This window comes from Niveispirillum sp. (genome assembly GCF_017996735.1).
Classification (GTDB): domain Bacteria; phylum Pseudomonadota; class Alphaproteobacteria; order Azospirillales; family Azospirillaceae; genus Niveispirillum.
This window is the reverse complement of the sequence record NZ_JAGOGJ010000032.1, coordinates 20,227-35,974: the sequence shown is the minus strand read 5'-3', so window position 1 is coordinate 35,974 and position 15,748 is coordinate 20,227. Positions and strand designations below refer to the sequence as shown.

The following is a 15,748-nucleotide window of genomic DNA, read 5'->3' as shown; positions in this document are numbered from 1 at the left end:
ATGTCCATTGCCCGCTGGGCCGCCGATCGTCCGCTGTCCAACCATGAACAGATCGTCCGCACCTTAGGGCTGGAGATCCTGACCGGCATCCATGCGCCGGGCGCCAACCTGCCGCCGGAACCCACGCTTCTGGCGCGGTTCGGCATCTCGCGCACCGCCCTGCGCGAGGTGTTGAAGACCCTGTCGGCCAAAGGCCTGCTGATTTCCAAGACACGGGTCGGCACAAGGGTGCAGGACCCGATCCATTGGAATTTCTTCGACGCCGACGTCCTGGCCTGGAAGGTCGGACAGGGTCTGGACGAGACCCTGCGCCGCCACCTGCTGGAGGTGCGCACCGCACTGGAGCCGCAGGCCGCGTCCCTGGCCGCCATGCGGCGGTCGGCCGATGATCTGACGGAATTGCGCCGCTGCATCGCCGCCATGGGTGACCCGGCGCATGATCAGCGCAGCTTTGCCGAGGCCGACCTGGATTTCCATGTGGCGGTGGGCAGCGCCTCGGGCAACCCGATGATGCGGTCCTTCGCGGCGGTGATCGAGGTGGCGCTGCTGGCCTCCTTCTCCCTCACCTCCCCCGTGGATCGGCCCGAGCTACAGGCTCAGGTCGTGGCGGACCATGCCGCCATCGTCGATGCCATCGAAGCCGGCGATGCATCCGCCGCGGCCGCCGCCATGCACAAGGTGATCCAGTCCGGCTTTGACCGGGCGTGACCTCTTTCCCCCTTCAAGAGACCAGCCGAGGTATGTCGATGCCCACCGCCGCCCCCAGCCAGGCCGGACGCGGCCTGTTCGGAACCATGCCGGACGGCACCCCTGTCGATGCCGTCACCCTGGTCAACAAGGGCGGTGCCGCCGCCCGGTTGATCGGCCTGGGCGCCAGCCTGCAGGCGCTATGGATGCCGGATCGCCATGGCACGCTGGCTGATATCGTGCTGGGCCATGATGATCTGGCGACATATCTGGCCAACCGCGCCTTCCTGGGTGCGACGGTCGGGCGCTATGCCAACCGCATCGCGGGCGGGCGGTTTGAACTGGACGGCCACTCCTTCCAGACACCCTGCAATGATGGGCCGAACTGTCTGCATGGCGGGTTGAAGGGGCTTGACCTTGTGCCCTGGACCCTGACCAGCCACAGCACATCGGACGCCATCTTCACCTGCCGCAGCCCGGACGGAGATGAGGGATTTCCCGGCAACCTGGGCATCACATCCCGCTATCACCTGGGGGATGACAATGTCCTGACGGTTGAGATCACAGCCACGACGGACGCGCCGACCGTGGTCAACCTGACCAATCACGCCTATTTCAATCTGGGCGGGGCCGTGACGGGCGGAGACATACTGGGCCATGAACTGACCCTGGCGGCCGGCCGCTATACACCCGTCGATGCCAACCTGATCCCGACGGGGGAGTTGCGGGAGGTGGCGGGCAGCCCGTTTGACTTTCGCACCCCCCACACCATCGGCGCCCGCATCCGCGACGTGGGCGAGGCGCAGTTGGTGCTGGCCCGCGGCTATGACCATAATTTTGTGCTGGATGCCGGCGGCGGGGCGGAACCCGCCTTCGCCGCGCGGGTGGCCGATCCCGTGTCGGGGCGCACCCTGGAACTGTCGACCACGGAGCCGGGGCTGCAATTCTATTCCGGCAATTTCCTGACCGGGACCCTGCCCGGCAAGGGTGGCCGGCTGTACCGGCAGTCCGACGCCCTGTGCCTGGAACCGCAGAAATTCCCCGACAGCCCCAATCAGCCCCGCTTTCCCACCGCCCGGCTGGAGCCGGGGCAGACCTACCGCCACGTCTCCAGCTACCGGTTCGGTGTAACCGGGTGATCAGCGCGGCTGGGCCTGCACCGTCCGCACCTTGATGGCGCCACCCGGCGCGAAGGTGACGGTGGAGGACTGACCGAGCGCGATATCGTGAATGCCCGTGACCGCCCCCGTGGTGATCAGGGTTCCGGCCGGCAGCGCGATGCCGCGGGTCCGGCAATGGGCCAGCAGGAAGGCAACGGCCTGCACCGGGGTACCAGGAATGCTGGCAAAGCTGCCGGTGCCGACGACCGCGCCCTCGATCTGCGTTTCCACCGTCAGGCTTTCCGGGGCCGCATCCCGCCATCCCGTCAGTTCCGGGCCGACAATCAGGCCGGCATTATTGCCGAAATCGCTGACCACCACGGTGGGGCCCAGCTTGTTGATGGTGGCCAGCGGGCTGCCGGCCAGTTCGATGCCGGCATGGATCGAGCCGATCAGGCCCCGTGCCTCCGCCTCGTCCGACGGGCCGTCGGCCGGCATGTCGGCGCCCAGCTTCACCACAAATTCGCCTTCCACGGCGGCAAAACCGCCGGGAATGATGGGCAGGTCGATCACCTGCCCCTCGCTGTAATCCCAGACATTGCCGTCAAAGACGGGACCGGCCAGACGCATGGCCCCCAGCTTTTCCCGGAAGGCCGGCGGCACCATGCCGATCTTCCAGCCCCGCACCGGCGTCGGCCACAGCGACCGCGCCACATCCTGGATATCATAGGAGGTCGTCAGATTGTCCGGGATGGTGCCGGGATAATCCGGCAGGGCCGTGGCGGCACGGCGGGCGGCGACAAAACGCTGGGCGATTTCCTGGGGGCTGGACACCGGAAGGCTCCTGGAGGTTTGGAAACAGGTTTTCGGGCGGCGATCTTATGATGACACCGGTTTCCAGACAAGCGCACTGACAGCGCCGGCCGCGCGTTACAGGCCGTTAGCGCGCCGGCCCGCTGCTTTCGCGCACCACCAGATGCGGCTGGAAAATGGTTTCCCGCAGCTTGGCGTCGGGCTGGGCGATCCGCTGGATCAGCTTTTCCGCCGCCGTGCGGCCCATATCACGGACGGGGGAGCGTACCGTGGACAGGGCGGGACACATGCGCAGGGCCAACTGGCTGTCGTCAAAGCCGACGACGGTCAGTTGCTGGGGAATGGCGATCCCCTTCTGATAGGCGATGCGATAGACCCCGGCCGCCATCTCGTCGTTACAGGCGAAGATGGCCGTCGGCGGGTTCTTCATGGATAGCAGCTTTTCGGCACATTCCTGGCCGCTTTCAAAGGTGTAGGCGCCCTGCACATACAGTTCGGGGTCCAGGCTCAACCCATGGCGGGCCAGACCGTCGGCGAAACCACGGCGCCGTTCCTGGGCTGATTTATATTGCGGCGTACCGGCGATGAAGCCGATGCGACGATGGCCCAGTTCCACCAGATGGTCCGCCACCTCTGCGGCCCCCTTGTAATCCTCGTACACGACCAGATGGGCGGCGACATCCAGCGGCACGCAGGCCACGCGGATGAAGCGGCAGCCGATCTCCGTCAGCATCGTGGCCAGGGCGTCATCTTCCGACAAGGGCGGCAGCAGGATGACACCATCCAGCTTCTGCCGCTCCACGAATTGCCGCATCTCCTTCATATAGGTGGGGCTGGTGCGGATGCAGGGATGCACCACCAGCTCGAACCCGCTCTTGCGACAGGCCTCCAGGATGCCCGCCTGGACATTCACCACATATTGGCTGTTGGGATTGTCATAGATGATGCCCAGCAGGAAGGAACGCTGAGACGCCAGACCCCGCGCCTGCGGATCGGGTTCATACCCGATATCGTCGATCACCTTGGCAATCTTCTGCCGCGTTTCCTCATTCACCAGGGGCGACTGGTTGATGACGCGCGACACCGTCTTTTTCGACACTTCCGCGAGACGGGCCACATCATTGATGGTTGGCCGGCGCTTCAGGTCCCAGACATAGGTCCGGGGGGCCTCCACCTTGTTGGCGGCGTCTGTGTCGGTGTCTGCGGTGCGGGTACGGGGCATGGACGGCGCGGTCCCATCATTTATGCGTTATCGGCATTGATTGTCCACCAGGGGGACAATAACGACTGTACTGCACTGTGCGCCACAAAGGCGCAACCCCTAAACGGTGACGGCCAGGAATAAGGGTGACCGGCGTCGGCGTCGCCTTTTCATTTGCTGAGCCGCCACATTGATGGTAACCGGTGTCAGGGCAAGAGTAAAGACGGCACGTGAAACGATGCCGCACCATGAGAAAGGGAGAGCGCGCCCATGTCGATATGCCGCCCCATTCTGTCAATCTTGCTGCCCGCCCTGGCTCTGCTGTCCGCCGCCCCTGCCGGCGCCATTGGCCGCGACGTGGCACCGGCCGCCATTCCGGCCTTTCCGGGGGCGGAAGGGGCCGGCGCCTTTGCCATGGGGGGACGCGGCGGCCGGGTATTCATCGTCACCAGCCTTGAGGATGACGGGCCGGGCACCCTGCGTGAGGCGGTAAAGGCCAAGGGTCCGCGCACCGTGGTTTTTGCCGTATCGGGCACGATCCGGCTGAAATCCAACCTGACCATCCGCAACGACTTCATCACCATCGCGGGACAGACGGCACCGGGTGGCGGCATCAGCCTGCGCGACTATCCACTGGTGGTGGCCGCCAGCCATGTCGTGATCCGCCATGTCCGCTCCCGCCTGGGCAGCGTATCGGCGCAGGAGGCCGACGCCATCACCATCTTTGATGGCAAGCACATCATCCTGGACCATGTCTCGGCCAGTTGGTCGACCGATGAAAGCCTGTCGGTCTCCTTCAAGTGGAAGGAGGGCATGACGGGGCTGGACAATGTCACGGTGCAATGGTCGGTGATCGCCGAAAGCCTGAACAAATCAGTGCATGCCAAGGGCGACCATGGCTATGGCACGCTGGCGCGCGGCTCCTTCGGTTCACGCTATTCCTTCCATCATAATCTCTGGGCCAGCCATACGGCCCGCATGCCGCGCCCCGGCAATTTCGAAAACCAGACGGTCGACCCGGTAGGCGCCTTCATGGATTTCCGCAACAATGTCTTCTTCAACTGGAAGGGCACGGGCAAGGGCGGGGCATCCGGCTACAATGCTGATACCGACGCCGTCACCGCCTATAATTTCGTGAATAATTATTACGTGCCCGGCCCGAACTCCGCCGGTGCCCACGCCTTTGACGAAAAAAGCCCCGTGGCGCGGGCGTGGTTCGCCGGCAACTGGATGAACCATGCCGAACCGGCCGATCCCTGGTCGCTGGTAACGGGTGTGCAGGCCGATGGCTATCGCCAATCCGCGCCCATCCCCATGGCCCCGACCACGACGGAACCGGCGGACGCCGCCTTCCGTGCCGTGCTGGCCAGGGCGGGTGCGGGGCCGGTGCGGGACAGTGTCGATGACCGTATCATGGCCGGTGTGTCCATGGGCCAGGGCCGCATCATCGACAGCCAGGATGATGTGGGTGGCTGGCCCGTTCTGACGGGCGGCGAGGCGCCCACCGATACAGACCGCGACGGCATGCCCGATACCTGGGAACGAACCCGGGGCCTGAACCCCGCCGACCCGATGGATGGGACGGCCGATCGAGACGGGGACGGTTACACCAATCTGGAGGAGTATCTGAACGGGTTATAAGCGGGGGTGGGCGTCGGGGCAACGGATCGCCCTTGGCCCCTCCCCCGCTTATACTCGTGTCGGCGCGGATACCAAGGTCAAGCCTGTTGACCTTGGTATTGCCCGGATCAGCTCTTGTCGGCCAGAACCTGGCCGCTGGCGCCATCCACCCGGACCGTCCGCGTGGTGGTGCCGTTCAGTACCTCGATCTCATAGGTCAGGCGGTTGTCCGAATGTTCGACATCGGCCTCGATCGCCTTGCCACCGGCCTTGTTCTCGGCGATGCCGATGGCCTGGGCCAAGCTGGTGGCCGACGCGGTCAATTCACCCGGCTCGATCCCCGCGCCCATCTTCTGGACCCAGGTGGCGAGCGTCTGCTTGTCAGCCGACGCGATCTTGCCATTGGACGCGTCCACGTCCCAGCGGGTCACGGTCTCACCCGACACGATGTCGATCTGGTACAGGCCGACACTTTCCTTGGTATCGAAATCGACACCAACCGCCTTGCCCTGCTTTTCCGCCTGGGCGATGGCCTGGGTCAGCGAAACCTTGGCTTGACGGAAGGCAGCGACCTCACCATCGGAAGGGGCGGCCAGGGACGGACCGGCATGGGCCAGAACCAGTGCCAGGGCGGCGGTGCCGAGAAGCGTTTTCATGGTAGCATCCTCCTTGTTGTTGGATGTACGCAGAACGATCACAACCCGCCGTTGGTTCCAGGCTTACCCCTTCCGGGCCGCTTCTCCCGTTCAGACTACCCCGAAAGAGACTGCCGCGCGGGCATTCTCGGTGATGCCGGCCCAGTCGCCCTCGGCGATCTGCTTGTTGGTGGCGATCCAGGAGCCGCCGACCCCCACGACATTTTTCAACGACAGATAAGAGGCGACCTTGTCGCGGCCGATGCCGCCCGTGGGGCAGAAACGGGCCTGCGGCAGGGGGCCGGCCAGGGCCGCGATGGTAGCGGCCCCGCCATACTGCTCCGCCGGGAACAGCTTCAGCACGTCGAAACCGTCATCCAGCCGCTCCAGCACCTCGCTGGGCGTGGCCACGCCGGGGATCACGGGTACACCACAGGCTTTCAGCGGCGCCACCAGCGCCCGGGTGGTGGCCGGCGTCACGATGAAGTCCGACCCCGCCGACATGGCCGCATCCAGGTCCGCCGGCTTCAGGATGGTGCCAGCGCCGACGATCAGGCCCGGCACGGCGCGTTTCATGGCGGTGATGGCGTCCAGCGCAGCCGGCGTGCGCAGCGTCACCTCCACCACGGACAACCCGCCCGCCTTCAACGCCACGGCCAGCGGGGCGGCATCCTCCACCTTGTCGATGGTCAGAACGGGAATGACGGGCGAGCTTTTCAGCAGAAGGGTGAAGGCCTGGATATTCAAGATCGGGCTCCAATCAACAGGAAAACGGCCCCTCCATGTCCGGAGGGGCCGTTGTGAGTTCGGAACAGGAGGTCAACGCAATACCGGAGGCGCCAGCACATTGCCACCGGTTTCCACTCCCGCCGGCAATGCGGCAGGGTTGGAGCTGCCGCCCCGGTGCGCGCACCGGGGCGGCCACGCCTCATCAGTACTTGTACTTGGCACCCAGGAAGAACTGGCGGCCGTAATGCACATACTCTTCCGAATTCTGGCGCTCGCTGGTACCGACCCAGCGCTCGTCGAACTCGTCAGTCAAGTTGATGGCCTCGAACGTCACCGAGATCTGCTCGGAGAAATTATAGCTGGCTGAGAAGTCCAGGTTAAAGGTTGAGGCCTTGCCACGGATGTCGTTGGCATTGCCGGGTGAGATCTGTGTCAGATACTCATCACGGAAGGAGCCGGAGACACGGGCGCTGAAATCGTCGTTCTCATAATAGAGGGTGGCATTGAACGACTTGGGCGACAGACCGACCAACGGCTCCCGCACGGTGCGGGTGCCGACGCGATAGTCGATGTCGGACGTCACATAGGTGAAGTTGACGATACCGCCGAAATCATCGAACGGCGCCGGCAGGAAGGTGAACGGCTTCTGCAGGCTGATTTCGAAACCCTTCAGCGGGCCGCCATTGGTATTGGCGGCACGGGTGACGGTAAAGGTCGTGTCAGGTCGGTTGTTGTTGGCCAGCAGGCTCTCCGGCAAGCCCGTTTCGGCGAAGGTCATCTGCTCGGAGATGTTCTGGATATAGCTCTTGATGTCCTTGTAGAAGAAGCCGACCGTTACCAGCGTCTCCTTCTCCGGATACCATTCAAAGGAGAGATCGACCGTATTGGCGCGGATCGGGTTCAAATCCGGATTGCCGACGCTGATGGTCTGGCTGGCATTGGTGATTGAACCGCCGGGGGTCAGGTTGGGCAGGTCGGGACGCGACATCACCTTGGCTGCCCCAAAGCGGACCAGGAAATCGTCAATCGGCTCCAGCGACAGGTTGATGGCCGGCAGCGTGTCAGTATAGTCGCGCTTCTTGGTGACCAGCGTCGTCCCGACATAACCGGTGGAGGTCAGCTTGGTCTTCACCTGGCGCAGGCCGACATTGCCGCGGAACGGCATGTCGCCCAACTCGGTATTGAAATCAGCCTGGATAAAGGCGCTCAGGCTGCGTTCACGGGCATTGCGGTTATTGCCGATGGCGCCCTGGCCGTCCTTGGCCACCCGGAAGTCACCATATTGGTTGACGCAGTTGCAGTAAAAGCCCAGCAATTCCTCGAATTTGTCGATCGAAGGTACGATCCAGGAAGTCGGCGTACCGGTCGGGACATCCAGATTACGGCCAAAGCCGGAAACCAGTTCCGTCAGGCTGGCGAGATTCGTGCCGGCCGGCAGGGCCACCGCCGCCTCGGTCAGGTTGCCAGACCCTTGAATCGCATCCAGCGTGCCGTAGCGGCGCCATTCCTGCGTCTCGAACTTATAATCCTTATGGGCCAGCCCCGCCTTCAGGGTCACCCAATCCTGGGCATCCCACTCGAACTCGCCGCGCAGGGTCTGGAAATCATTGTCGGTCTTGTTGGGACGGATACGGATCAGCGATTGGTCGCCGAGAATGGTGCCGTTGCGGACCAGACGGGTCGACGGGCTGAAAATATAGTTGGCTGGGTTGGTGACGTCGAACCCGTAATTAAAGGCGGGCAGGTTTTTGTCGCCGGAATAATCATAGCTGTAGCCCTGGACATTGTAGGCTTCCAGCGACAGGGTCGTCTGCTCCGGGTTGTCCTGCTTGGAGGAAGACCAGCCGGCCAGACCCTTGAAACGGATCGTATCGGTGAATTCCTGGTCCAAGCCCACAGAATATTGCAAGAACTCCGTCTCCAGACGGTCGCGGCGTTGTTCGGTGCGGATATCGACGCCGTTGAAGGTACCTTTGATCAGATTGCCCAGATCATCATAGGTGGCCTGGGTCACGGTGGTGCCCCCCATGCCGCCGGCACCGGTGTTGCGGCTGAAGGAGATGGCTTCCAGATACTGTTCCTGGCGCGTGCCCTTCAGGTTGGCATAGAGGCCGTCCAGCGTGATGCGCGTCGTCTCGAACGGCTGGAACTGCAAGGCCGCGGTGGAGCCCAGGCGCTCCTGGTCGTAATCCAGGCGGCCATAGCGCGGAATGCGCGGGTGCCAGGCCGACTGCTCCGGCAGGGCGCGGTTGCCCGGCGTGTTGCTGACGCCGCCGCCGCCGAACAGGAAGTTCGACGTGGCGCTGCCATTGCCGGCATTCGCGCCGGTCGTGGGGACGTTGCCGATCGTGTCGATGCCGCGTTCCCAGCGACCCGTCGAGGAGCCTTCTTCCAGACGGTTGGTCTCAGAATAGGCGACGGAGAACAAAGCGCCGATCTTGCCATCCGCAAACGTGTCGGAGATCAGCAGGGTGCCGCGCGGGTCCTTCGACTTGGACAGGTCATTGTAACCGATCTTGCCGGAAGCCGAGAAAACGAACTTGTTATAGTCGAAGGGCCGCGCCGTCTGCAGGTCGACGGTGGCGCCCAGCGAACCTTCTTCCGTCTGGGCCGAGGTCGACTTGCGCACCGTCAGGCTGTTGAACAGTTCGGACGCGAAGATCTGGAAGTCGAAGCCGCGGCCACGATTGGCGCCGCCCGACCCGTCCTTGCCGCCGGTGGTAGCCAGCGCTTCCAGCCCGTTCAGCCGCACGCGGGTAAAGGTGGAGGACAGGCCGCGCACAGTGATGGAACGGCCCTCGCCGCCATCGCGGTCGATGGAGACGCCGGGGATACGCTGCAGCGATTCGGCCAGGTTCGTGTCCGGGAACTTGCCGATATCTTCGGCATTGATGACATCGACGATGTCGTTCTCGTTGCGCTTCTTGTTGATGGCGCTAGCCAGCGAGCCACGGAAGCCCGTGACCACGATCTCTTCGAGCGCGGCATCCTGGGCCTGCGCGCCGGCAGGGATAAGGCCGGCCAGCAGAACCATGGCCGAGGCGCCGGCCAGCCGGCGGCGAATGCAAGGCGTACCCGCAAACTTCTTCATTGTTTCCATCCCCTTCGGTTTTATCGTTCTGGCCGCACGCATCCGTCCCGCAGCCGGAACCGGCAGGCAGGGGGAAGGGCAGGACGAACGATTTAGGTCTTTATGCCGGCGGTTGGCGCCGGGTTGCATTGACACCGGTGACAGGTCCATTAATGATCGTATCTGACACCGGTGGCAATACGTTTTTGCATTGAATTGTCCAAGTTCGTCACAGGATGTGGCACAAATCCCGCACCAGGTGGGTTCGAGGTTGAAGGGGAGTAGGGTCGATGACCGGGCGTATCGTATGTTTTGGTGAATTGCTGATGCGCTTGACGGCGCCGGGGCGGGAGCTGCTGTTGCAAAGCCCGCATCTGGACGTCACGTTCGGCGGGGCGGAGGCCAATGTGGCCGTGTCTCTGGCCCGCTTCGGCTGGGATGCCGCCGTTGTCTCCACCCTGCCCGACCAGGGTATCGGAGAGGCCTGCCGGGGCGAACTGCGCCGTCACGGTATCGACACGCGCGGCATCCAGATGCACCATGGCCGCATGGGTCTGTATTTCCTGACCGTTGGCGCCATGCAGCGCCCGTCGGAAATCATCTATGACCGCGCCGGATCGGCCTTCGCCGTGACCGATGCCGCAACCTATGACTGGCCGAAATTGCTGGAAGGCGCCGGATGGCTGCATGTCGGCGGCATCACCCCCGCCGTCAGCGAGCAGGCCGAACAGGCGGTGCTGGCCGCGGCCGCGGCGGCCAAGGCGGCCGGCGTCAAGGTCTCCTTCGACTGTAACTACCGCGCCAAGCTGTGGGCCGACCGGGTCGGCGATGCGCCGGCCGTGTTCGCCAAGCTGGCCGCCTGCGCCGATCTGATGTTCGGGAATGAACGCGATATCGCCCTGATCCTGGGCGCCGACTTCCACAGCACGCCCCTGTCGGAACGGTTCCTGGCGGCGGCGGAGCTGGCCTTCAAGACCTGGCCGGGGCTGAAATGGCTGGCCTCCACCATCCGCAGCCATCACGATGTGGACCATCAGGAACTGACGGGCCGGGTCGCCGCCCGTGATCACCGGGTGCATTATTCCCGCACCTACAAGCTGAACGGCATCGTGGACCGTATCGGCGGCGGCGACGCCTTTGCCGCCGGCCTGATCCATGGGCTGGACAAGGGCTGGGCGGCGGATCAGGCCATCAATTTCGCCACGGCCGCAGCCGCACTGAAACATTCGGTTCCGGGCGATGCCAATCTGGTGTCGGTCGCCGATGTGATGAGTCTGGTGAATGAGGAAGGGCTGGATGTGAAACGGTGATTTCGCCGGTGCTCCCTCACCCTCCCAAACGCTGGCGCGTTCGGGAGGGTGAGGGAACGCCGTCCGAGCCATGCGCCGCGCGCAGTCTTGCCCCGGCGTTGCCCCCGGCTGGCGCAAAGGGCCTCACGCAACTATATTACGCCCATCGAAAACAACGATGGAGAGACATCATGCGGTACTTTTTCCTGCTTCCCATGCTGCGGCTCGGCGCTTTTTCCCGTTATGCCGCTTCGGTTGAGCACTACCCGGCCAACCGCCGTGATTGAGGCGGAAGGGCCTGCTTCTTTTAGCAGTTCCCATTTTTCAGTCTGACCAAAAATCATCAGCCGGTCACCCTATTTGGACCGGCATGGTTGTCATGACAGCGCCCCGGCGGGTACCCTCGCCGGGGCGTTTTCATTTTCAGGCCGAACCACCAGGACCCGAGGAGGGATCATCATCATGACCAACCCCGCCGCCGAAGGCTTTTACATGCCGGCCGAATGGGCGCCGCACGCGCGCTGCTGGATGGCATGGCCCGTGCGGGCGGAGACATTCCCCAACGGTCTGGCCGCCGCACGTGCCGCCTATGCCGAGGTGGCGAAGGCCATCGCGCAGTTCGAACCGGTGACCATGCTGTGCCCCGACGGGGCGCTGGCCGATGTCTCCCTGGCCTGCGGGCCGGGCGTGTCGGTCCTGCCCGTGCCCTGTTCGGACAGTTGGCTGCGCGACAACGCCCCCAGCTTCGTCGTGAACGGCAAGGGCGATGTGGCCGGCGTGCATTGGGGCTTCAACGCCTGGGGCCGCAATTATGATGAATTCCAGTTGGACACCGATGTGGGGCGCCTGATCCTGGAAAACCAGGGACTACGCCGTTTCGCGGCCCCGCTGGTGATGGAGGGCGGGGCTTTCCATGTCGATGGCGAGGGCACCTTGCTGACGACGGAGGAATGCCTGCTGAACCCCAACCGCAACCCGCATCTGTCGCGGGCAGAGATCGAGGCGCATCTGGCCACCCATCTGGGCGTGCGGGAATTCATCTGGCTGAATAAGGGCTATGAGCAGGACGAGACCGACGGCCATGTCGATGAGATCGCGACCTTCGTGAAGCCGGGTGTAGTGCTGACCATGGTCACGGATGATACGTCCGATCCCAATTACCCCGTGTTCCAGGACAATGTCGCCCGGCTGAAAGCCGCCCGCGACGCGGCGGGCCGTGCGTTGGAGGTGGTGACCCTGCGCACACCGGCGCGTCAGGAACAGAACGGGGTGCGCCTGACCCTGTCCTACACCAATTTCTACATGGCCAATGGCGGCATCGTCATGCCGCTGTTCGAAGACCCGATGGATGGGGAAGCCATCAGCCTGTTCGGTAAGCTGTTCCCCGACCGCCGCATCATCCCCGTTCCGGCCTTGGACATCGTGCGCGGCGGCGGCGGTATCCATTGCATCACGCAGCAGCAGCCGGTGGGGTGAGCCAAGGGCGCGGATGCGCCCGCCGGCGCCTGAGGAAACATAGAAGGACTATCCCTTCACCGACCCTGACGTGATGCCCTCGACAAAGTATTTCTGTGCCAGGAAGAATACGATCAGCGAGGGCAGCAGCGCGATGGTGGACATGGCCAGGACCTGGTTCCAGGCCGTCGCCTCCGTCACGTCGATGGCCATTTTCAGCGCCAGGGCCACCGGATATTTGCCCACCGATGACAGGTAGATCAGCGGATAAAGGAAATCGTTCAGGCTCCACATGAACTGGAACAAGGCCACGGAGATGATGGCGGGCATGATCACCGGGACCACCACATGCCACAGCACCTGCAACGAGTTGCAGCCATCGATCACCGCCGCCTCTTCCATGTCGGGCGGAATGCCGCGCAGGAACTGCACCACCATGAAGACGAAGAAGCCGTCGGTGGCGAAGGCGCAGGGCACATAGAGCGGCAGATAGGTGTCCAGCCAGCCGAATTCCCGGAACATCAGATATTGCGGGATCAGCAGCACGCTTTTCGGCAACAGGATGGTGGCCACCATCAGCGCGAACCACAGTTGCTTGCCCGGCATGCGGAACCGCGCAAAGCCATAGGCCACCAGAACCGAGGACACAACCGTCAGCACCACCTTGGGAATGATGAAGGCAAAGCTGTTCAGCAGGTAGGTCGCGAAACTGTATTCCGTGCCTGTGCGCCAGCCCTTGACCACCCCGTCCATGGTCGGTTCCTGCGGCCACAATCCCACGGACCCGAAAATCTCATGATTGGGTTTGAAACTGGCAGCCACCATCCAGAACAGCGGATAGAGCATGACCAGCCCCACCCCGATCAGCACGCCATAGCGCAGCAGGGCGTTGACGCGGCCGATCCAGGCGATATCGGGGCGGGGGCGGGTGATCAGGCTCATTCCCCCTCCTCCCGCTCATTCCCGTAGAAGACCCAGTATTTGGCCGACGCAAAGGCGATGATGGTGAACAGGGCGATGATGATGAACAATACCCAGGACAATGCTGCGGCATAGCCGACATTGAAATACTTAAACGCCTCCTCATAAATCATCAGGGGCAGCAGATAGGTGGACTTCAACGGCCCGCCGCCCGTGATGATGTAGGGGCCGTTGAATTCCTGGAACGCCTGCACGATCTGCATGATGAAATTGAAAAAGATCACCGGCGTCAGCAGCGGCAGGGTGATGGTGAAGAAGATGCGGGCCTTGCCGGCCCCGTCGATGGTCGCCGCCTCGTACAGGTCGGTGGGGATGTTCTGCAGCCCAGCCAGGAACACCACCATGGCCGATCCGAACTGCCACAGGCGCAGCAGCACGATGGTGAACAGCGCATAGGCGGGCTCGCCCAGCCAGTTCAGCGGCTCGCCCCCTGCCCAGACCAGCACCTGATTGATCAGCCCGTCACCGGCAAAGACGTAACGCCACAGCACCGCGATGGCCACCGACCCACCCAGGATGGAAGGCACATAATAGGCGGTGCGAAAAAACCCGATACCCCGCAGCTTGAAATTCAGCACGAAGGCGATGAACAGGGCGAAGGCCAGCTTCAGCGGCACCGTAAGGAACACATAAAGGAAGGTGACACCCAGCGAACCATGGAACGTGTCGTCACCGGCCATCTGGATATAATTGCCCAGCCCCAGGAACCGCGCCTGCTCTACCGGGTCCTGTAGCTGATAATCCGAAAAGGACAGCAGGAAGGAGGAGAGGAAGGGGAACAGGGTGAAGGTCGCCAGACCGACCAGGAAGGGCGCGATATAAAGATATCCGGATAGGCGGTTATCGTACATGGGCGCCCCCCTTACGCGGCCACGGGCGCGACGCGGGATGCCGGCGCGCCCACGGCCCGTCCATCCGCGTCGAACAGATGACATTGCGCCAACCGGACGCCGACACGCAGGCCGGTGCCGATGCGCAGCGCCACGTCCCCCGATATCTTCACCACCAGCACCCCATCCGACAGGGATGGCATGCGCAGATGGGCCAGGGTCTCCCCACCCAGCCGTTCGACCAGATCGATGACGGCATCGAATTCCACCGCCGGCTCTTCGGCCGCCTCCGCCGTTGGGCCGACGCGAAAATGTTCGGGCCGGATGCCGACCGTCACCTTGTTCCCCCGCTTCACATCGGCGTCATAGCGCGGCAGGCGCAGAGTGGCGCCGTTCAGGCGGACGTTGACGCTGTCAGCCTCCGCCCCCTCAACGATCCCATCCATGAAGTTCATGCGCGGCGATCCGATGAAGCCGGCCACGAACAGGTTGGCGGGGTGGCAGTACAGTTCGATGGGGGCGCCGATCTGCTCGATCCGGCCGGCATTCAGCACTACGATACGAGTGGCCAGCGTCATCGCCTCCACCTGATCATGGGTCACATAGATCATGGTGGCGCCCAGCTTGGCATGCAGGCGCGCGATCTCCACCCGCATCTGGCCGCGAAGGGCGGCGTCCAGGTTGGACAGCGGCTCATCGAACAGGAACACGTCCGGTTCGCGCACGATGCAGCGGCCGATGGCCACCCGCTGCCGCTGCCCACCCGACAGGGCGCGCGGCTTGCGGTCCAGAAGCGGGGTCAGTTGCAGCGTCTCCGCCGCCTTGGCCACCTTCTCCTTGATCAGGGCCTTGGGCAGACCGGCGATCTTCAGGCCGAAGCCCATATTTTCCGCCACGCTCATATGCGGGTACAGCGCGTAGGACTGGAACACCATGGCGATGCCGCGTTCGGAGGGATGTACCAGGGTCACGTCACGGTCGCCGATCATGATCGATCCGCCGGTCGGCAGTTCCAGACCCGATACCAGCCGCAGCAAGGTGGACTTGCCGCAACCCGACGGGCCGACAAAGACCGTCAGTTCCCCCGGCGCGATCTCCAGGTCCACACCCTTGATCACATCGGTGGCGCCGAAACTTTTCACCACACCGCGCAGCAACACCCGACCCTTGGCCACGCCCCCTCCCCTGCTTTTATCGTTGGTCGCCCCTTCGGCGGATGATGGTCCTGGACGGCACCTGTCCTCTTGATCTATCCGGTAACCGGTGTCAGTTTCAATCAGCCAGACGCGGTGCGCGCCGGGAACTTTCCGGCTGACCGCATCCCGGTGACCGCATGCC

Annotated in this window: 13 protein-coding genes; 5 read left to right on the top strand and 8 right to left on the bottom strand. The window is 63.6% G+C overall.

The window, feature by feature from the left end; translation table 11 throughout:
- Window positions 1-708, top strand: a complete 708-nt coding sequence (locus KBA48_RS12525) for a FadR/GntR family transcriptional regulator (protein WP_292906766.1) — start codon at window positions 1-3, stop codon at window positions 706-708.
- 32 nt (window positions 709-740) lie between these two features.
- Window positions 741-1,826, top strand: a complete 1,086-nt coding sequence (locus tag KBA48_RS12520; RefSeq protein ID WP_292906764.1) for an aldose epimerase family protein — start codon at window positions 741-743, stop codon at window positions 1,824-1,826.
- On the opposite strand, the gene KBA48_RS12515 is transcribed toward KBA48_RS12520, so the two are convergent.
- Window positions 1,827-2,621 carry a fumarylacetoacetate hydrolase family protein gene (locus KBA48_RS12515; RefSeq protein ID WP_292906762.1) on the bottom strand — a complete coding sequence of 265 codons (795 nt, stop codon included), beginning with the start codon at window positions 2,619-2,621 and terminating at the stop codon, window positions 1,827-1,829.
- A 106-nt stretch (window positions 2,622-2,727) separates the two neighbouring features.
- Entirely contained in the window at window positions 2,728-3,822 is a 1,095-nt protein-coding gene (locus KBA48_RS12510) for a LacI family DNA-binding transcriptional regulator (protein WP_292906760.1), read from the bottom strand.
- A gap of 249 nt (window positions 3,823-4,071) precedes the next feature.
- Here KBA48_RS12510 and KBA48_RS12505 point away from each other — a divergent pair, with 249 nt between their 5' ends.
- Window positions 4,072-5,442 (top strand): hypothetical protein, encoded by a 1,371-nt coding sequence (locus KBA48_RS12505; RefSeq protein ID WP_292906758.1) that lies wholly within the window; start codon window positions 4,072-4,074, stop codon window positions 5,440-5,442.
- A 107-nt stretch (window positions 5,443-5,549) separates the two neighbouring features.
- Here KBA48_RS12505 and KBA48_RS12500 read toward each other — a convergent pair whose 3' ends face one another.
- From KBA48_RS12500 to KBA48_RS12490, 3 genes are all read right to left on the bottom strand, one after another.
- Window positions 5,550-6,077 (bottom strand): PepSY domain-containing protein, encoded by a 528-nt coding sequence (locus KBA48_RS12500; RefSeq protein WP_292906756.1) that lies wholly within the window; start codon window positions 6,075-6,077, stop codon window positions 5,550-5,552.
- Window positions 6,078-6,167: 90 nt separating this feature from the next.
- Complete coding sequence (gene eda / locus KBA48_RS12495) at window positions 6,168-6,803, bottom strand: bifunctional 4-hydroxy-2-oxoglutarate aldolase/2-dehydro-3-deoxy-phosphogluconate aldolase (protein WP_292906754.1); 636 nt, start codon at window positions 6,801-6,803, stop codon at window positions 6,168-6,170.
- A 184-nt stretch (window positions 6,804-6,987) separates the two neighbouring features.
- On the bottom strand, window positions 6,988-9,876 hold the full coding sequence (locus tag KBA48_RS12490) for a TonB-dependent receptor (protein ID WP_292906752.1): 2,889 nt from the start codon (window positions 9,874-9,876) through the stop codon (window positions 6,988-6,990).
- A gap of 269 nt (window positions 9,877-10,145) precedes the next feature.
- Here KBA48_RS12490 and KBA48_RS12485 point away from each other — a divergent pair, with 269 nt between their 5' ends.
- Window positions 10,146-11,165: a sugar kinase gene (locus KBA48_RS12485; RefSeq protein ID WP_292906750.1), complete on the top strand. Its 1,020-nt coding sequence runs from the start codon at window positions 10,146-10,148 to the stop codon at window positions 11,163-11,165.
- Between the two features lie 441 nt (window positions 11,166-11,606).
- The gene (locus KBA48_RS12480; RefSeq protein WP_292906748.1) at window positions 11,607-12,620 is read left to right on the top strand and encodes an agmatine/peptidylarginine deiminase; all 1,014 of its coding nucleotides are present in this window, start codon (window positions 11,607-11,609) and stop codon (window positions 12,618-12,620) included.
- Between the two features lie 48 nt (window positions 12,621-12,668).
- Here the strand turns inward: KBA48_RS12480 and KBA48_RS12475 are convergent, their stop codons facing one another.
- From KBA48_RS12475 to KBA48_RS12465, 3 genes are read right to left on the bottom strand one after another with little or no spacing between them, the layout of a single operon-like run.
- Complete coding sequence (locus KBA48_RS12475; protein ID WP_292906746.1) at window positions 12,669-13,541, bottom strand: carbohydrate ABC transporter permease; 873 nt, start codon at window positions 13,539-13,541, stop codon at window positions 12,669-12,671.
- Window positions 13,538-14,431 carry a carbohydrate ABC transporter permease gene (locus KBA48_RS12470; RefSeq protein ID WP_292906744.1) on the bottom strand — a complete coding sequence of 298 codons (894 nt, stop codon included), beginning with the start codon at window positions 14,429-14,431 and terminating at the stop codon, window positions 13,538-13,540. The genes KBA48_RS12475 and KBA48_RS12470 overlap by 4 nt, the downstream gene beginning before the upstream one ends.
- An 11-nt stretch (window positions 14,432-14,442) precedes the next feature.
- A complete protein-coding gene (locus KBA48_RS12465) occupies window positions 14,443-15,585 on the bottom strand; it encodes an ABC transporter ATP-binding protein (RefSeq protein ID WP_292906742.1) in 1,143 nt (380 codons plus the stop codon).
- Window positions 15,586-15,748 lie beyond the last annotated feature (163 nt).

Excerpts from the sequence above, each read along its gene's own strand:
- KBA48_RS12480 (WP_292906748.1), top strand. The coding sequence starts at position 11,607 with ATGACCAACCCCGCCGCCGAAGGCTTTTACATGCCGGCCGAATGGGCG.
- KBA48_RS12490 (WP_292906752.1), bottom strand. The coding sequence starts at position 9,876 with ATGAAGAAGTTTGCGGGTACGCCTTGCATTCGCCGCCGGCTGGCCGGC.
- KBA48_RS12500 (WP_292906756.1), bottom strand. The coding sequence starts at position 6,077 with ATGAAAACGCTTCTCGGCACCGCCGCCCTGGCACTGGTTCTGGCCCAT.
- KBA48_RS12520 (WP_292906764.1), top strand. The coding sequence starts at position 741 with ATGTCGATGCCCACCGCCGCCCCCAGCCAGGCCGGACGCGGCCTGTTC.
- KBA48_RS12505 (WP_292906758.1), top strand. The coding sequence starts at position 4,072 with ATGTCGATATGCCGCCCCATTCTGTCAATCTTGCTGCCCGCCCTGGCT.
- KBA48_RS12475 (WP_292906746.1), bottom strand. The coding sequence starts at position 13,541 with ATGAGCCTGATCACCCGCCCCCGCCCCGATATCGCCTGGATCGGCCGC.
- KBA48_RS12525 (WP_292906766.1), top strand. The coding sequence starts at position 1 with ATGTCCATTGCCCGCTGGGCCGCCGATCGTCCGCTGTCCAACCATGAA.
- KBA48_RS12510 (WP_292906760.1), bottom strand. The coding sequence starts at position 3,822 with ATGCCCCGTACCCGCACCGCAGACACCGACACAGACGCCGCCAACAAG.
- KBA48_RS12485 (WP_292906750.1), top strand. The coding sequence starts at position 10,146 with ATGACCGGGCGTATCGTATGTTTTGGTGAATTGCTGATGCGCTTGACG.
- KBA48_RS12470 (WP_292906744.1), bottom strand. The coding sequence starts at position 14,431 with ATGTACGATAACCGCCTATCCGGATATCTTTATATCGCGCCCTTCCTG.